Below are 15,705 nucleotides of genomic sequence, written 5' to 3'. Positions count from 1 at the left end.
ACTTGCCGCGCTGCACGCGGTTGCCTTTTTAGTTGCCATAGCAACTAAGCTGTGCGAGTTTCCGAACCCATAGGGACAGGGCCGGTCAACGGCCACGCGTTTGGGAGGAGAATGTTGCGCAGCACGGCGCCAACGGCACGCATGGAAGATCGGGCGAAGACCGCGGGGGTGCCGGGCGCCGCCCATGGCCCGGCTGTGCCGTCAGGTCGTGCTTTGCCCGGTGACGGCGCCGAGATTCTCGTGCAGCCGGCGCAGCAGCTCGATCAGCACCTCGCGCTCGTCCTTCTTCAGGCACGCCAGCAGCCGCCGCTCGCGCTCCAGCGCCGCGACGATGACCTTGTCATGGACGGCGCGGCCGCGCGCGGTCAGCGTGATCGAATGGGTGCGGCCGTCGTCCGGAGCGGTGCGGATGGTCAGCAGGCCGCGCTTCTGCAATGCCGCGAGGTTGCGGCTGACCGGCCCCTTGTCGAAGCCGATCACTTGGCAGATCCGGGAAGCGGGAATCCCCGGCTCGATCGCCAGCTGCGAGATGATCCGCCACTCAGTGACGTTGACGCCGAAATTCTTCTGGTAAAACGCGGTGGCGCTGTTCGACAGCTTGTTGCCGATGAAGGTGATGAACGCCGGCACATAGCGATCAAGGTCCAGCAGCGGGCCGTCACTGGCGTCTGCGGGATCGGCCGGTCTCGGCCGGCGGGGCTTTCGGGGGAGGGGCTGGCTGCTCATCTCTCAAATCATCGCTGCGAAACTGTCCGGGAGCAATAGATATGCGGCCCGTGTTGACAAGATCAAACCTCGGGAGGTCCCGATGACTGCAACAGAAGCTGCGTCCGTCCCGCATCTCGACGTCGATCCGTTCGCGCTCGAGTTCTTCGCCGATCCATTCCCGACCCATGAGCGGCTGCGCGAGGCCGGGCCGGTGGTCTATCTCGACAAGTGGAATGTCTATGGCGTGGCGCGCTACGCCGAGGTCCATGCGGTGCTGAACGACCCCGCGACCTTCTGCTCCAGCCGCGGCGTCGGCCTCAGCGACTTTTCCAAGGAGAAGCCGTGGCGGCCGGCGAGCCTGATCCTGGAGGCCGACCCGCCCGCCCATACCCGGACCCGAGCCGTGCTGAGCACGGTGTTGTCGGCGACCGTGATGAAGCAGCTTCGCGGGCAATTTGCCGCCGCCGCGGAGGCCCGCCTCGATGCGCTGCTGGAGAAGCGCAGGTTCGACGCGATCGCGGACCTTGCGGAAGCCTATCCGTTGTCGATCTTCCCGGATGCACTCGGCCTGAGGCCGGAGGGCCGCGAGCATCTGCTGCCCTACGCCAGTCTGGTGTTCAATGCCTTCGGCCCGCCGAACGAGCTCCGCAAGGAGGCGATCGAGCGCTCGGCGCCGCATCAGGCCTATGTTGCCGAGCAATGCCAGCGCGACAATCTCACCCCGGGCGGCATCGGCGCCTGCATTCACGCCCATGTCGATAGCGGCGCCATTACCGCGACCGAGGCGCCGCTGCTGGTGCGCTCGTTGCTGTCGGCCGGTCTCGACACCACCGTCAACGGCATCGGCGCCGCCGTTTACTGCCTCGCCCGCTTCCCCGACCAGTTCCAGAAGCTGCGCGCCGATCCGACGCTGGCGCGCAACGCCTTCGAGGAAGCCGTGCGGTTCGAAAGTCCGGTCCAGACTTTCTTCCGCACCACGACGCGCGACGTCGAGCTCAGTGGAGCCAGCATTCCTGAAGGCGAGAAAGTGCTGATGTTCCTGGCAGCGGCCAATCGTGATCCGCGCCGCTGGGAAGCGCCCGATAGCTATGACATCACCCGTCGTACGTCGGGCCACGTCGGCTACGGTTCGGGCATCCATATGTGTGTCGGCCAGCTCGTCGCTCGCCTCGAAGGGGAGGTGATGCTGGCGGCGCTGGCGCGTCGTGTCGCCAGGATCGACATCACCGGCGAGCCGAAGCGCCTTTTCAACAACACGCTGCGCGGGCTCAGCAGCCTGCCGGTCGAGATCACGCCGGCCTGACGAGACGCTCAAGACCAGCAAAAGGTCGATTGAGGAAACATGGGAGGGAGACGATGAGGGGCTTCGGGGTTGGGCGATTTAGGATTGGACTTGCGCTGGCACTGGCCTGCGCCGCGGGCAGCGCACGCGCGGAGATTTCCGGCGACGTGGTCCGCGTCGGCGTGCTCAATGACATTTCGGGCATCTTCCAGGACACCAACGGCATGGGTTCGGTGGAAGCCGCGCGCATGGCCGCGGAAGATTTTGGCGGCGGCGGCAAGGGCATCAAGGTCGAGATCGTCTATGCCGATCACCAGAACAAGGCCGACGTGGGCTCTGCGATCGCGCGCAAATGGCTCGATGTCGAAGGCGTCGACGCCATCGTCGACGTGCCGAACTCGGCGGTCGGGCTCGCCATCAACACCATCCTGCGCGATAGCCGGATGACGTTCCTGGCGTCGTCGACCGCAAGCTCCGATCTCACCGGCAAGGCCTGCTCGCCGAACACCATTCAATGGGTCAACGACGCCTGGGCCACCGGCAACACCACCGCGGCCGCGATGATGCAGCGCGGCGGCAAGGACTGGTATTTCGTGACCGTCGATTATGCGCTCGGCAAAGGCATTGAGGCCGAGGCGACGAACTACATCGAGAAGCACGGCGGCAAGGTTTTGGGCTCGAGCAAGCATCCGCTCGGCACGTCGGACTTCGCGTCTTTCCTGCTGCAGGCGCAGAGCTCGAAAGCAAAAGTGATCGGGCTCGCCAATGCCGGCGGCGACACCATCAATGCGGTGAAGCAGGCGGCCGAGTTCGGCATCCAGCAGGGCGGCCAGACCATGGTGGCGTTCCTGCTGTTCGTGAACGACATCCACGGCATGGGCCTGAAGGTCGCGCAGGGCCTGCAGTTGCTGGAAGCCTTCTACTGGGACATGAACGACGACACCCGCGCGTTCGCAAAGCGCTTCGCCGCCCGTCCCGGCATGAACGGCAAGATGCCGAGCGGCAACCAAGCCGGCGTCTACGCCTCGACGCTCGCCTACCTCAACGCGGTTGCCGCCACCGGCAGCGACGACGCCAAGGCGGTGGTGCCGCAGATGAAGACCTTCAAGGGCAAGGACAAACTGTTCGGCGACACCACGATCCGCCAGGACGGCCGCGTCATCCACCCGATGTATCTGTTCGAGGTGAAGAAGCCCGAGGAGTCGAAGTACCCCTACGACTATTACAAGCTGATCGCGACCATCCCGGCCGACCAGGCGTTCCGCGCGCTGGCCGATGGCGGCTGCTCACTGGTGAAGTGAGCTCTTCGCCGCGAATGCTGCTGCGCTCCCTCTCCCCTTGTGGGAGAGGGCTGGGGTGAGGGGTATCTCTGCACACGGCGCACGGGCCGGAGAGACCGCAACCCCTCACCCGGATCGCATTGCGCTTCGCTTCATGCGATCCGGCCTCTCCCACAAGGGGAGAGGCAGACTAAGTTTGTGGCGCGCTGTTGGCGACTCACTACGCAGCCTTCGCCGCTCCGTCACCAGCCTTCACCCGCGCCAGCATCTCGGCCGCCGTCATCACATGTGCCGTTGAGAATGCGAGGATCGTCAGCGTGGCGCGGTGTACTTCGTCGGCGGACAGCGCGCCCTGGCCGACATCGGGATAGTCGAACGTGCCGGTCGCGTCCGACAGGAAGACGACCTTGTAATTGTGGAACATGGCGTCGCGCGCGGTGGCGTGGCAGCAGTTCTCGGTCGTGGTCCCCGAGATGATCACCGTGGTGATGCCCCATTCACGCAGGATGAGATCGAGATCGGTGGCGAAGAACGCGCTGTAGCGGTGCTTCTTGATGACGTGCTCGCCGGGGGCGGGGGCGAGGTCGTTGAAGATCTCGACGCCCTCGCTGCCGTCGACCAGCGACGACCGGTCGGCGATCGGCGAATAGAGATCGTCATAGAGCCCCATGTCGCTGCCGTCGCGGCGATGCACATGCGCGGTGTAGATGACGCGGATGCCCTTGTCCCGGCAGGCCTTCAGGGTCTGCGCCAGCCGCGGCACCATGGCGGCGGCCTGCGCCGAACGCAGCTTGGCGCCCTCGGCCACGAAATCGTTCTGCATGTCGACGACGATCATGACGGTTCGCGCCGGATCGATGGTTTCGCATTGGTAGCCCATGTGGTGTCTCCTCCTGGTGAGAGACAATTTCTACGCCGGTTCCCGCGATCGTTCTTGGCTGCGCCGGCCAGTCGCTGGTCTCTGCTTGCCAGAAGGGAGGGCTGGACGCAGAATGTCCCGCTGCCGGGTTGGGCGGGAGCAAGGTCCGATGCAGACCCCAGATCACACAGTCGTCGCGCAAACGCTTGTCGCGCCGGGTGACAGTTTCGACCGCTGGCATCACGTCACCTGCCGCGAATTCTCGCTGACCGAATGCCGCCGCGTCGCCGACGAGGCGTTCCAGGCATCGATCTCGATCCGCCATCTCGGCCCGCTGGCCATCAACGACATCTGGTCGTCGACGCCGGCCGCCGACCGCATCCGGGTGATGCGCAGTGCGAGCGACGTCCGCAGGGATCCGCGCGACTATTTCATGCTGTGGCTCACGCTGCGCGGCGAGGTCAGCTTTGCCCAGGGCGGCCGCGACGTGCGCATGCGCCGGGGCGATCTGATGCTGCATGACCAGGCGCAGCCGTTCACGCTCGAATTCGCCCCGAGCGCGCGCGCGATCATGGTGTCGATTCCGCGGCCGCTGCTGCTCGCACGCCTGCCGGATGCGCAGCGCCTGACGGCGCGGCGGGTCGGCAACGCGTCGAAAGTGGGAGCGCTGGCGGGATCGCTGATCCGCCGGCTGACGCGGCTCGACGACGCGGCCGGACCTGCGGCGACACGGCTTGGCGCGGCGGCGCTCGATATTTTCGCAACCACGCTGCAGACCGAGCTGACGGACGAAGGGCCGCAGCGCGGCGACGAAAGGCTGGCGCGGGTCAAGGCCTACATGCTGGCCAATCTCGACGATCCCGGGCTCGATCTCGATGCGATCGCCACCGCGCAGAACATGGCGCCGCGCACGCTCAATCGCCTGTTTGCGCGCGAAGGCACGACCCCGATCCGATGGCTGTGGCAGCAGCGCCTCGCCGCCGCCTATCAGGCGCTGGCGGAGCGGCGCTTCAGCCATGTCACCGATGTCGCGCTGAGCTTCGGCTTCAGCGACGTCTCGCATTTCAGCCGCGCCTTCAAGGCCGCGTTCGGCCGCTCGCCGCACCAGGTGATGGGGTGAGAATGCGTACAGCGCTGAGAGGCTAAGACAGATTGTTATCCGTCATCCTGAGGTGCGAGCCTTGCGGCGCAATTGCGGCGCTGGGCGAGCTTCGAAGGATGTACGGCCACTAGCGGGGCCGTCGATCGTTCGAGACGCGCGTGCCGCGCTCCTCCAGCGACAAAGGCGGAGCCTTTGCGCGGGGATGATGGATAACAGGATAGCGCAGTGCCGAGCCACCTACTGCGCGACCTTGCTGCTGCCTTGCGTGATCAGCCGCGCGGCGCGCTGGTCGCGGGTGTGGATCCAGAGCCAGTTCATCGCCACCGCAATCCGATGCCGCACGCCGATCAGGAAGTAGATGTGGGCGAGGCCCCAAATCCACCATGCCAGCGAGCCGCGCAGCTTGAGCCAGCCGAAATCGATCACCGCTTTCTTCTTGCCGATCTGGGCGAGGCTGCCGGCATGCTTGTAGCGGAACGGCGGCAGCGTCTTGCCGTCGAGCCGGGCCTTGATCTGCGCGGCGACATAGCGTCCCTCCTGCTTGGCGGCCGGCGCGATGCCGGGCACCGGATTGCCGTCGGGATCCTTGATCGTGACGGTGTCGCCGACGGCGAAGACATCGGGATGGCCGGGCACGGTGAGATCCGGCTCGACCTGCAGCCGATGGGCGCGATCGGCCGGCGCGTTCAGCCATTCGGCGGCGCGCGAGGCGCGCACGCCGGCGGCCCAGACGATGGTGCGCGCCTCCAGCCTCTTGCCGCCGAACACCACGCCGTCGGCCGAGCATTCGGTGACCGGCTCGCCCAGCATCACCTCGACGCCGAGTTTTTCCAGCGACGCCTGCGCGTAAGCCGAGAGATCGTCGGGGAAGCCGGCCAGCACGCGCGGGCCGGCCTCGATCAGCACCACGCGCGCCTTGCGCGTGTCGATGTGACGGAAGTCTTGCGGCAGCGTGTCCTTGGCGAGGTCGGCGATGGTGCCGGCCATCTCGACGCCGGTCGGGCCGGCGCCGATGATGACGAAGGTCAGCAGCGCCGCGCGCTTGTCCGGATCGGTCTCGCGCTCGGCGCGCTCGAAGGCGACCAGGATGCGCCGCCGCAGCGTCGTCGCGTCCTCCAGCGTCTTCAGGCCGGGCGCGAACGGCTCCCATTCGTCATGGCCGAAATAGGCGTGGCGGGCGCCGGTGGCGAGGACCAGCGTGTCGTAGGGAATGCTGCCGCCGTCGTCGAGCGCTACCCGCTTCGCCGCGGCGTCGATGCCGCAGACATTGGCGAACAGCGTCGTCACCTCGGGCCGGTCGCGCAAGAGATAGCGGATCGGCCAGGCGATCTCGCTGGTGGCAAGCGAAGCGGTCGCGACCTGATAGAGCAGCGGCTGGAACAAATGGTGGTTGCGACGGTCGATCAGCGTGATCTCGACCGGCGCCCCTCTGAGACCGAAAGCGGCTTCCAGGCCGCCGAAGCCGGCGCCGACGATCACCACGCGATGAGGTTTGGCCGGCGCTTGCGTCATCTGATGTCGCTCCCGGTTTCGAACGGCTTCGTCGTTTGATTATGTATTCATTCGCAGCCCCATTCCAACACGAAATGCCTGATCGCCCGATAGCAAAACCCAATCGCCGCAAGCTTCACGCGTCCTGCGGCGCGGCCGCGGCCACGGCCCGCCGCCGCATCGGCAGGAACAGTCCCGCGACCGCGCCGGCGAATGACAGCGTTGCGGCAAGGCTCATCGCCGACGCGAATCCGTTTGCGAAATGACCGGATGAATCGTCTGCGCCATTGGCGGAGAAGCTCGCCACCAACGCCGCGATACCGAACATGCCGCCGAGGAAGCGGCCCATGTTGAAGACGCCCGACGCCTTGCCCATCTCGCTGACGGCGACCGCACCCAGCACCGCGTTCTGCGCGGCCGGCATCGCCATCGACACGCCGACGCCGGCGAGCACCAGCGGCGCGACCAGCGCCGAATAATGCACTGTGGGGCTCACGATCTCGCTGATCCATCCGAGCCCGATCGCCTGCATCAGGAGGCCGGTGACGACCAGCGTGCGCTCGCCGAACCGGTTGACCGCGGCGCCGGCGATCGGCGCGGTGACGAACAGCGTCGCCGTCCACGGCAGCAAGCGCAGCCCGGCGCCGAAGGCGTCGAAGCCGAGCGCGATCTGCAGGAACTGCGGCAGCAGGAACAGCACGCCATACATCGCGGCGTAGAACAGCACGCTTGCGGCCATGCCTGACGCAAACGGCCGTGCCGCGAACAGCCGCATCGGCACCATCGGGCTTGTGGCACGCAGCTCCCACAGCACGAACAGCGCCGCCAGCGCGACGCCGGCGATCAGCGCGCCCGTCACTTCCGCGCTGGCCCAGCCGACGCCGTTGCCGCGCAGCAGGCCCCAGACCAGCGCCAGCGCCGCGAGCGCGACCAGCGTGAGGCCGGTGATGTCGAGCGGCGCCGTCGGCCCAAAACTTTCGCGCAGGCGCGTGATCACAAGGGCGATCGCGATCAGGCCGACCGGTAAGTTGATCCAGAAAATCCAGCGCCAGCCGAGATGCTCGGTGATGAAGCCGCCGATCGCGGGACCTATGATCAGCGCGCATCCGGTGATGCCGCTGAAAATGCCGAGCGCGCGGGCGCGCTCCTCCCGGCCGAACGCGCCGCTCAGGATCGCCATCGCCAGCGGCATCACCAGTGCCGCGCCCGCGCCCTGTAAGGCGCGGGCGGCGATCAGGGCCGCGGCGTTGCCGGCCAGCGCGCAGGCCGCGGACGCCACGACGAACAGGCCGATCCCGGCCGCGAACATCCTGCGCCGCCCGAAACGGTCGCCGAGCGCCGCGCCGGTCAGGAGCAGCACCGCGAAGGTCAGGTTGAAGGCATTGACGGTCCATTGCAGCGTCTCCACGGCGCTTCCGAAATCGGCGCGGATGGTGGCGAAGGCCGTGGTCATGATCATGGCGTCGAGCGCCATCATGAAGGATGCCAGCGCGGTGAGGCCGAGCACCCAGCGCTGTTCGGCGCGCTCTCGAGGGGTCTGCATGGTCGTTCTCCGTTGCTGCGCCGCGAGGTTGCGGCGCGCTTCGCCGGCAAGGACGAACCGGAACGGGCAAAGGATGCGGCGAAGAACTATTTTTGAATTTATTTTTGCCGGACCGCATCCTTTGGCGGTTCGCAAACGTCCTTGGGTCTGACGCGGCCGGTTCGGGCCGCAGAACCAGGCCAAGGAGGCCGCGATGAGACGGACCCTGATCAGGTACAAGGCGAAGCCGGAGATGGCGGAGAAGAATGCCGCGCTGGTGTCGGCCGTGTTCGCCGAGCTGAAGGCGGCGAGGCCCGACGGCGTGCGCTATCTGACCCTGCGGCTGGAGGACGATACCTTCATCCACATGGTCGAGACCACGGCCGAGGACGGTTCGAGCCCGATCCCGAAACTGGCCGCGTTCCAGGCGTTCCAGGACGGCATCCGCGATCGTTGCGCCGAGCCGCCGCTGGTTCGCTGTGCGGTGATTGTCGGGAATTATCGTATGCTGGATGAGCCGTGAACCGGCGGGCAGTGCACCGATCTGGCGGAGCCATCATGATGTCACCACACCAAGCGCCGGCCGCGACCGACGTCGACACGCTGTTGGCGGCGATGCGGCCGAGGCTGCATCGCTACTGCGCCCGCATGGTCGGATCCGTCATCGACGGCGAGGATGTGCTGCAGGACGCGCTGATCAAGGCGGTGGAAGCCTTCGGGTCCGCCGCGCCGATCCAGAATCCGCAAGCCTGGCTGTTCCGGATCGCGCACAACACCGCGCTCGATTTCCTCAGGCGGCGCAACCGCCAGGAAGCGCTCCACGCGCCGGAGGAGGTGGACATGATGGCCGGAGAGCTCGATGATTTGGGCCGCCGCGAGATCGCCGCGACCAGCCTGCGCACCTTCATGCGCTTGCCGGTGGCGCAGCGTTCCAGCGTGATCCTGATGGACGTGCTCGGCTGCTCGCTGCAGGAGATCTGCGGCATCATGGATTTCAGCCTGCCCGCGGTGAAGGCCGCGCTGCACCGTGGACGCACGCAGCTGCGCGAGTTTGCCAGCGAGCCGGACGACGCGCCGCGGCCCGGCCTGTCGCCGGCCGATCGCGTCAGGCTCAACGCCTATGTCAGCCATTTCAACGCCCGCGACTTCGACGCCATCCGCGCCATGATCGCCGATGACATCAGGCTCGAGCTCGTCAACCGCACGCGGCTGAACGGCAAGGCCGAGGTGTCGCGCTACTTCGGCAATTATTCGAAGATCGACGACTGGCACCTGGTGACCGGACAGGTCGAGGGACGCCCCGCGATCTTGGTGTTCGATCCGACCGCTCTGGACGCGCCGCCGCGATCGTTCATGCTGCTCGACTGGTCGGCCGACAAGGTTGCGACGATCAGGGATTTCCGCCACGCGTCCTATGCGATCGACGGCGCCGAATGGGCGGTGGACAAGGGGTGATCGGCTTTCGCCCCAGCCTTTGGCTCAGTGATCGCGCGGCAAACTCCGCGTCGTCCCGGACAAGCCAACGGGTCGGCGCGAAGCGCCGCCCGATGACAGGCTCCGCGCGATCCGGGACCCATAACCACCAATGGGAATCGTCTTGGATCGCTGAGGCCCCAACCCTCTTCAACAATCTAAGCCTGTGGTTATGGGTCCCTGCTCCCGTGCGCAATTGCGCACTAGGCAGGGACGACAATAGGGAGGGAGCCGCTACCGCGTCTTTCCGCCGAATTCGCCGTTGGCGATCCGCGCGACGCGGCTGCCGCCTGTGGCCGGCGTACTGCGTCTTTCGAACGGGCCATCGCCGCCGGTCTCGCGCGGCGATGGCGGGGCTTCTTCGTAATAGCCGCCGCTCCGCCAGACCAGCAGGACGATGTTCATTGCGCCATTGACGGCGGCGCCGACCACCGTTTCGGTGTGCTGATAGGTCAGCGCATATTCGGGAAATCGTCCGGCAATCGCCCTGTCGAGCACGAGGAGGGCGATCCATGCCGCCATCACGCAGACCGGATCCCAGCCCATGTCGCGCACCCGCATCGATTGCAGCATGAAGCAGATGACGAGCATGCCGTAGAAGGCAATGACCAGCACGGGGTTGCTCGATGCCTGTGCCAGCAGCACGTCCATACTGCCGCTCGCCGGTGCGTTGCCGGTGACGCCGTAGACCAGCATCATAAAGCCGAGGCCCACCACGAAGGTGCAGAAGAAGAAAGCCAGTCGGCCCATCCGGGCATTGAAGCCGAAGATGTAATTCAGCATGTGACGCACCCCTTTGCGGCAGCGTCGGCCAGGGATGCTTTCCGGACCATGAAGCCCGCAGGCGCTTGCCGGCCTGTGGTTTCCGGGTGCTTTACCGGATCGTTAAAGCCTGCTGCAGTGCGGGCGTGGGTCGTTGCGGAAGGCCGGTGCCTGCGACAATCGTTGCCCACGCAACCGGCATTATATTTCTTGCCATGGTCGATTTAGACGAATTATGATGCAAGGTGCTGGGGTATGCGCCGAAGGTTCTAAGTCAGCGCCGTCGGTTCATGCTTGCTGCAGACTTGCGATATCGCGCACAAAATACGTCACAGAACGACGCGCGCAAAGCGTGACCCCCCGGGCCCTCGTGATCGAGCCTGGTGGGATCTTTGGTTGAGGAGGGGAGTGAATATGAAAAAGGCATTTTGGCTGGCAGGCGCCATGGCTGTGGCGCTGGCGCAGCCCGCGATGGCGGCTGACAGCGTCAAGATCGGCTTCGTCTCGACCTTCAGCGGTCCGACCGCCGTGATCGGCAACGACATGCGCAATTCCTTCGAGCTCGCGCTCGACCATCTCGGCCGCAAGATCGACGGCAAGCCGGTCGAGGTGATCTACGAGGACGACCAGCAGAAGCCGGATGTCGGCAAGCAGAAGACCGAGAAGCTGGTGCAGTCCGACAAGGTCGACTTCATCGTCGGCTACATCTGGTCGAACGTGCTGCTGGCGTCGCTGAAGACCGCGGTCGATTCCAAGACCTTCCTGATCTCGGCCAATGCCGGTCCGTCGCAGCTCGCCGGCGAACTGTGCTCGCCTTACGTGTTCTCGACCTCCTGGCAGAACGACCAGACCCCGCAAGCGGTAGGCACCTACATGAACCAGAAGGGCGTCAAGTCGGTGTTCCTGATCGGCCCGAACTACGCCGCGGGCAAGGACATGCTGGCCGGCGTCAAGAGCACGTTCAAGGGCCAGGTCGTCGGCGAGGAATATACGGTGTGGCCGAGCCAGCTCGACTTCTCCGCCGAGCTCACCAAGGCGAAGAACTCCAAGGCCGAGTCGATCTTCGTGTTCTATCCGGGCGCGGCCGGCGTGCAGTTCCTGAACCAGTATGCGCAGGCCGGTATCAAGCAGCAGATTCCGCTCTACACCGCCTTCACCATCGACGAATTGTCGCTGCCGTTGCAGAAGGACAATGCGCTCGGCGTTCCCGGCGCGCAGCAATGGGTCAACGACCTGCCCAACGAGGAGAACAAGAAGTTCGTCGCCGACTACCGCAAGAAGTATCCCGGCCTGCGGCCGACCTTCTACGGCGCCCAGTCCTACGACGCTGCCAACCTCATCAACAGCGCCGTGGTCGCGGTGAAGGGCGACCTGACGAAGAAGGACGCGATGAAGGCCGAGATGGAGAAGGTGAACTTCAAATCGGTGCGCGGTCCGTTCAAGTACGGCAACAACCACATTCCGATCCAGAACTTCTATCTGCAGGACGTGGTCAAGGACGCCGAGGGCCAGCTCTCGCTGAAGACGGTCGCGACCATCGTCAAGGACGACCAGGACCGCTTCCACGACAAGTGTCCGATGAAGTGATTGTCGGGCGTCTTTTTGGCGCGCGGCTTGCTTCTCTTTACCTCGCCCCGCTCTTGCGGGGAGAGGTCAATCGCGAAGCGATTGGGTGAGGGGCTCTTTACCGGCATTCGGTTTGCGGAAAGAGCCCCTCACCCCAACCCCTCTCCCCGCAAGAGCGGGGCGAGGGAGAACCCGCAATGTGCAATGCGGCGGCGTGCTTGCGCTGCCGCTGTTTTGTTTCAGCCCGGTATGAAGGATCCATGTATCTCGTCGTCGAACAACTGCTGAACGGCCTGCAATTCGGCCTCCTGCTGTTCCTGCTGGCGGCCGGGCTGACGCTGGTGTTCGGCATCATGGACTTCGTCAATCTGGCGCACGGCTCGCTCTACATGATGGGCGCCTATTTCGCGGCGACCTTCGTGGCCTGGACCGGCAGCTTCGTGCTCGGCGCGCTGATGGCGCTGGGCGCCACGCTGCTGCTCGGCATCGTGCTGGAATATGTCGCGCTCAGGCATCTCTATGGCCGCGACCATCTCGACCAGGTGCTGGCGACGTTCGGTCTGATCCTGTTCTTCAACGACGCCGTCCGGCTGATCTGGGGCCCGGCGGGCCTCGCGCTGCCGCTGCCGGCCTGGCTCACCGTGCCGGTGCAGATCATCCCCGGCGTTTACTATCCGGCCTACCGCCTCATGATCATCGTGGTCGCGCTGGCGGTCGCAGCAATGCTCTATCTCGTCGTGATGCGTACCCGCATCGGCATGCTGATCCGCGCCGGGGCCTCCAACCGCGAGATGATCGGGGCGCTCGGCATCAACATCAAGCTGCTGTTCACGCTGGTGTTCGGCCTTGGCGCGGCGCTCGCCGGCCTCGCCGGGCTGATGCAGGCACCGATCCTCACCGTGCAGATCGGCATGGGCGAGAACATCCTGATCCTGGCCTTCGTCATCATCGTGATCGGCGGCATCGGCTCGATCCGCGGCGCGTTCATGGCCGCGATCTTCGTCGGCATCATCGACACGATGGGCCGCGCCTTCCTGCCGGACCTGCTGCGCAAGGTGCTGAGCGGGGCGGCGGCGTCCACCGCGGCGCCGGCGCTGTCCTCGATGCTGATCTACCTCCTGATGGCCATCATCCTTGTGCTGCGGCCCGAGGGGCTGTTCCCGGCGGCCAAACGATGATGCGAAAGCTCAACGTCTCCAATGCGGTCGCGGCGCTGATGTGCGCCGCCCTGATGCTGCTGCCGCTCTATTCGGCGGTCACGGGCAATATCTTCATCCTCACGCTGTTCACCCGGATCGTGATCTTCGCGCTCGCCGCCGCGAGCCTCAATCTGATCATGGGCTATGGCGGCATGATGAGCTTTGGCCACGCCGCCTATCTCGGCATCGGCGGCTATGCCGTCGGCATCCTCGCCGCCGAGGGCATCGGCTCCGGCTTCATCCAGTGGCCGGTGGCGCTCGCCGTCTCGGCGCTGTTTGCGCTGCTGATCGGCGCGCTCAGTTTGCGCACCCGCGGCGTCTACTTCATCATGATCACGCTGGCCTTTGCGCAGATGGCCTACTACATCGCCTCCGCGCTGTCGCGCTACGGCGGCGACGACGGGCTCACCGTCTACAAGCGCAGCGATTTCGCCGGCCTGATCAACCTGTCGGATCGCAACCAGTTCTATTACCTCTGCCTGGCCTGCCTGTTCGGCGGCCTCTACCTGATCTGGCGCATCGTCAATTCGCGCTTCGGCCTCGTGGTGCAGGGCGTCCGCTCCAACGAGCAGCGCATGCAGGCGATCGGCTTCCATGCCAATCGCTACCGCCTGGTCTGCTTCGTGATATCAGGCACGATCTGCGGCCTGGCCGGCGCGCTGCTTGCCAACAACACCGATTTCGTCAGCCCCGCCGTGATGTACTGGACCCGCTCCGGCGATCTCATGGTGATGGTGATCCTCGGCGGCATGGGCTCGCTGTTCGGTCCCGTCATCGGCGCGATCGTCTATCTCCTGCTCGAGGAGCTGCTGTCGCAGTTCACCGAATATTCGGGGCTGATCCTCGGTCCGGTGCTGCTCCTGATCGTGCTGTTCGCGCGCGGCGGCATCATGGGCCTGCTCGGGAGGATGCGCCGTGGCTGATTCCTTGCCTGATCCCTTGCTCCGCGTCGACAATCTGGTCCGCCGCTTCGGCGGCATCACCGCGACCGACAACCTCTCGATGGAGGTGGTGCCAGGCGAATTGCACGCCATCATCGGCCCCAACGGCGCCGGCAAGACCACGCTGATCAGCCAGCTCACCGGACAGGTGATGCCGAACTCCGGCACCATCCGCTTCGCCGGCCGCGACGTCACGAACCTGCCGTCCTACAAGCGCAGCCGCCTCGGGCTGGCGCGCTCGTTCCAGATCACCTCGCTGCTGAAGGATTTTTCCGCGATCGACAATGTCGCGCTGGCGGCGCAGGCGCATGACGGCCACTCGTTCCGCTTCTGGGGCAGTGCGCGCAAGGAACGGCATCTGCGCGAGGCCGCGCGCGCGGCGCTCGAGCGCGTCGGCCTCGGCACGCGCGCCGATATCGTGGTGTCGCAGTTGAGCCATGGCGAGCAGCGCGAGCTCGAGCTCGCGGTCGCGCTCGCCACCAGGCCGCAACTGTTGCTGCTGGACGAGCCGATGGCCGGGCTCGGCGTCACCGAATCGACGCGGATGGTTGCGCTGCTGAAGGAGCTGCGCAAGGAAGTCACCATCGTGCTGGTCGAGCACGACATGGAGGCGGTGTTCGCGCTGGCCGACCGCATCACGGTCTTGGTTTATGGCCGCGTCATCGCCTGCGACGTGCCGGACGCGATCCGCAAGCACGACGAGGTCAAGCGCGCCTATCTCGGCGAACAGCATGCGGTGACGCGCCATGGCTGAGACCAAAATGACTGAAACCTTGCTTGCAGTGGATGGCATCGAGACCTGCTACGGGCTGAGCCAGGTGCTGTTCGGCCTGTCGCTCAAGATCAAGTCGGGCGAGATGGTCGCGCTGATGGGCCGCAATGGCATGGGCAAGACCACGACGATCCGCTCGATCATGGGCCTGACGCCGGCGCGGTCAGGCGCCATCCGCTTCGCCGGCGAGGCGGTGCGCGGCCTGCCGTCCTACAAGATCGCAAAGCTCGGCATCGGCCTGGTGCCGGAAGGCCGCCAGATCTTCCCCAACCTCACGGTGCGCGAAAATCTCGTCGCCGCGTCGGGCAATCGCTTCAGTGCCTCCGATCCGTGGACCATCGACAAGATCCACGCGCTGTTTCCTCGGCTCGCCGAACGCACGAATAATATGGGCGTCACGCTGTCGGGCGGCGAGCAGCAGATGCTGGCGATCGGCCGCGCGCTGATGACCAATCCGAAATTGCTGATCCTCGACGAGGCGACCGAGGGTCTTGCGCCCCTGATCCGCGACGAGATCTGGAGCTGCCTGTCGATGCTGAAGGAGCGCGGGCAGTCGGTGCTGGTGATCGACAAGAACGTCGGAAACCTCGCCCGCATCGCCGACCGCCATTACATCATCGAGCGCGGCCGCACCGTGTGGAGCGGCACCAGCGAGGAGCTGATCGCCGAGCCGGATCTGCAGCACAAGTATCTGGGGATTTGAGCAGCAAGCATTGCCGTATCGCCGTCATCCTGAGGAGCCTGCGTT

The 15,705-nt window shown here is 65.6% G+C and carries 15 protein-coding genes; 10 read left to right on the top strand and 5 right to left on the bottom strand.

Going from position 1 to position 15,705, the window contains the following annotated elements; all coding sequences use genetic code 11:
* Nucleotides 1-201: 201 nt before the first annotated feature.
* On the bottom strand, nucleotides 202-726 hold the full coding sequence (locus ACVMB1_RS30625; protein WP_076831045.1) for a MarR family winged helix-turn-helix transcriptional regulator: 525 nt from the start codon (nucleotides 724-726) through the stop codon (nucleotides 202-204).
* Nucleotides 727-808: 82 nt separating this feature from the next.
* Between ACVMB1_RS30625 and ACVMB1_RS30620 the strand changes: the two genes are divergently transcribed.
* Nucleotides 809-2,011: a cytochrome P450 gene (locus tag ACVMB1_RS30620; protein WP_141339779.1), complete on the top strand. Its 1,203-nt coding sequence runs from the start codon at nucleotides 809-811 to the stop codon at nucleotides 2,009-2,011.
* Nucleotides 2,012-2,064: 53 nt separating this feature from the next.
* Entirely contained in the window at nucleotides 2,065-3,291 is a 1,227-nt protein-coding gene (locus tag ACVMB1_RS30615; protein ID WP_456849645.1) for an ABC transporter substrate-binding protein, read from the top strand.
* A 199-nt stretch (nucleotides 3,292-3,490) separates the two neighbouring features.
* On the opposite strand, the gene ACVMB1_RS30610 is transcribed toward ACVMB1_RS30615, so the two are convergent.
* Nucleotides 3,491-4,150 (bottom strand): isochorismatase family protein, encoded by a 660-nt coding sequence (locus ACVMB1_RS30610; RefSeq protein ID WP_141339777.1) that lies wholly within the window; start codon nucleotides 4,148-4,150, stop codon nucleotides 3,491-3,493.
* A gap of 148 nt (nucleotides 4,151-4,298) precedes the next feature.
* On the opposite strand from ACVMB1_RS30610, the gene ACVMB1_RS30605 reads away from it, so the two are divergent.
* On the top strand, nucleotides 4,299-5,249 hold the full coding sequence (locus ACVMB1_RS30605; RefSeq protein ID WP_141339776.1) for an AraC-like ligand-binding domain-containing protein: 951 nt from the start codon (nucleotides 4,299-4,301) through the stop codon (nucleotides 5,247-5,249).
* 219 nt (nucleotides 5,250-5,468) lie between these two features.
* Here the strand turns inward: ACVMB1_RS30605 and ACVMB1_RS30600 are convergent, their stop codons facing one another.
* Nucleotides 5,469-6,743 (bottom strand): NAD(P)/FAD-dependent oxidoreductase, encoded by a 1,275-nt coding sequence (locus tag ACVMB1_RS30600; RefSeq protein WP_076831032.1) that lies wholly within the window; start codon nucleotides 6,741-6,743, stop codon nucleotides 5,469-5,471.
* A 115-nt stretch (nucleotides 6,744-6,858) separates the two neighbouring features.
* Nucleotides 6,859-8,265, bottom strand: coding sequence for an MFS transporter (locus ACVMB1_RS30595; protein WP_076831029.1), 1,407 nt, complete (start codon nucleotides 8,263-8,265; stop codon nucleotides 6,859-6,861).
* Nucleotides 8,266-8,458: 193 nt separating this feature from the next.
* On the opposite strand from ACVMB1_RS30595, the gene ACVMB1_RS30590 reads away from it, so the two are divergent.
* Both ACVMB1_RS30590 and ACVMB1_RS30585 read left to right on the top strand, forming a co-directional pair.
* Complete coding sequence (locus ACVMB1_RS30590; RefSeq protein WP_076831026.1) at nucleotides 8,459-8,767, top strand: hypothetical protein; 309 nt, start codon at nucleotides 8,459-8,461, stop codon at nucleotides 8,765-8,767.
* A 35-nt stretch (nucleotides 8,768-8,802) separates the two neighbouring features.
* The gene (locus ACVMB1_RS30585) at nucleotides 8,803-9,699 is read left to right on the top strand and encodes a sigma-70 family RNA polymerase sigma factor (protein WP_371852167.1); all 897 of its coding nucleotides are present in this window, start codon (nucleotides 8,803-8,805) and stop codon (nucleotides 9,697-9,699) included.
* 252 nt (nucleotides 9,700-9,951) lie between these two features.
* Here the strand turns inward: ACVMB1_RS30585 and ACVMB1_RS30580 are convergent, their stop codons facing one another.
* The gene (locus ACVMB1_RS30580; protein ID WP_076831024.1) at nucleotides 9,952-10,500 is read right to left on the bottom strand and encodes a hypothetical protein; all 549 of its coding nucleotides are present in this window, start codon (nucleotides 10,498-10,500) and stop codon (nucleotides 9,952-9,954) included.
* Between the two features lie 393 nt (nucleotides 10,501-10,893).
* On the opposite strand from ACVMB1_RS30580, the gene ACVMB1_RS30575 reads away from it, so the two are divergent.
* From ACVMB1_RS30575 to ACVMB1_RS30555, 5 genes are all read left to right on the top strand, one after another.
* Nucleotides 10,894-12,066, top strand: coding sequence for an ABC transporter substrate-binding protein (locus ACVMB1_RS30575; protein ID WP_076831021.1), 1,173 nt, complete (start codon nucleotides 10,894-10,896; stop codon nucleotides 12,064-12,066).
* Nucleotides 12,067-12,305: 239 nt separating this feature from the next.
* Nucleotides 12,306-13,223, top strand: a complete 918-nt coding sequence (locus ACVMB1_RS30570) for a branched-chain amino acid ABC transporter permease (RefSeq protein WP_018269575.1) — start codon at nucleotides 12,306-12,308, stop codon at nucleotides 13,221-13,223.
* The gene (locus tag ACVMB1_RS30565; RefSeq protein WP_375166544.1) at nucleotides 13,220-14,167 is read left to right on the top strand and encodes a branched-chain amino acid ABC transporter permease; all 948 of its coding nucleotides are present in this window, start codon (nucleotides 13,220-13,222) and stop codon (nucleotides 14,165-14,167) included. The genes ACVMB1_RS30570 and ACVMB1_RS30565 overlap by 4 nt, the downstream gene beginning before the upstream one ends.
* A 4-nt stretch (nucleotides 14,168-14,171) precedes the next feature.
* On the top strand, nucleotides 14,172-14,939 hold the full coding sequence (locus ACVMB1_RS30560) for an ABC transporter ATP-binding protein (RefSeq protein WP_057019469.1): 768 nt from the start codon (nucleotides 14,172-14,174) through the stop codon (nucleotides 14,937-14,939).
* Complete coding sequence (locus tag ACVMB1_RS30555; protein ID WP_076831018.1) at nucleotides 14,932-15,660, top strand: ABC transporter ATP-binding protein; 729 nt, start codon at nucleotides 14,932-14,934, stop codon at nucleotides 15,658-15,660. The genes ACVMB1_RS30560 and ACVMB1_RS30555 overlap by 8 nt, the downstream gene beginning before the upstream one ends.
* Nucleotides 15,661-15,705 lie beyond the last annotated feature (45 nt).

This window comes from Bradyrhizobium sp. USDA 4504 (assembly GCF_054063995.1).
Note: the sequence above shows the minus strand (reverse complement) of the source record. Positions and strands in the feature narration are given on the sequence as shown.

What these genes read in the sequence shown, in the direction of transcription:
- ACVMB1_RS30575 (WP_076831021.1), top strand. Translation starts at nt 10,894, where the DNA reads ATGAAAAAGGCATTTTGGCTGGCAGGCGCCATGGCTGTGGCGCTGGCG.
- ACVMB1_RS30600 (WP_076831032.1), bottom strand. Translation starts at nt 6,743, where the DNA reads ATGACGCAAGCGCCGGCCAAACCTCATCGCGTGGTGATCGTCGGCGCC.
- ACVMB1_RS30565 (WP_375166544.1), top strand. Translation starts at nt 13,220, where the DNA reads ATGATGCGAAAGCTCAACGTCTCCAATGCGGTCGCGGCGCTGATGTGC.
- ACVMB1_RS30585 (WP_371852167.1), top strand. Translation starts at nt 8,803, where the DNA reads ATGATGTCACCACACCAAGCGCCGGCCGCGACCGACGTCGACACGCTG.
- ACVMB1_RS30625 (WP_076831045.1), bottom strand. Translation starts at nt 726, where the DNA reads ATGAGCAGCCAGCCCCTCCCCCGAAAGCCCCGCCGGCCGAGACCGGCC.
- ACVMB1_RS30570 (WP_018269575.1), top strand. Translation starts at nt 12,306, where the DNA reads ATGTATCTCGTCGTCGAACAACTGCTGAACGGCCTGCAATTCGGCCTC.
- ACVMB1_RS30555 (WP_076831018.1), top strand. Translation starts at nt 14,932, where the DNA reads ATGGCTGAGACCAAAATGACTGAAACCTTGCTTGCAGTGGATGGCATC.
- ACVMB1_RS30605 (WP_141339776.1), top strand. Translation starts at nt 4,299, where the DNA reads ATGCAGACCCCAGATCACACAGTCGTCGCGCAAACGCTTGTCGCGCCG.
- ACVMB1_RS30595 (WP_076831029.1), bottom strand. Translation starts at nt 8,265, where the DNA reads ATGCAGACCCCTCGAGAGCGCGCCGAACAGCGCTGGGTGCTCGGCCTC.
- ACVMB1_RS30590 (WP_076831026.1), top strand. Translation starts at nt 8,459, where the DNA reads ATGAGACGGACCCTGATCAGGTACAAGGCGAAGCCGGAGATGGCGGAG.
- ACVMB1_RS30620 (WP_141339779.1), top strand. Translation starts at nt 809, where the DNA reads ATGACTGCAACAGAAGCTGCGTCCGTCCCGCATCTCGACGTCGATCCG.
- ACVMB1_RS30580 (WP_076831024.1), bottom strand. Translation starts at nt 10,500, where the DNA reads ATGCTGAATTACATCTTCGGCTTCAATGCCCGGATGGGCCGACTGGCT.
- ACVMB1_RS30615 (WP_456849645.1), top strand. Translation starts at nt 2,065, where the DNA reads ATGAGGGGCTTCGGGGTTGGGCGATTTAGGATTGGACTTGCGCTGGCA.
- ACVMB1_RS30610 (WP_141339777.1), bottom strand. Translation starts at nt 4,150, where the DNA reads ATGGGCTACCAATGCGAAACCATCGATCCGGCGCGAACCGTCATGATC.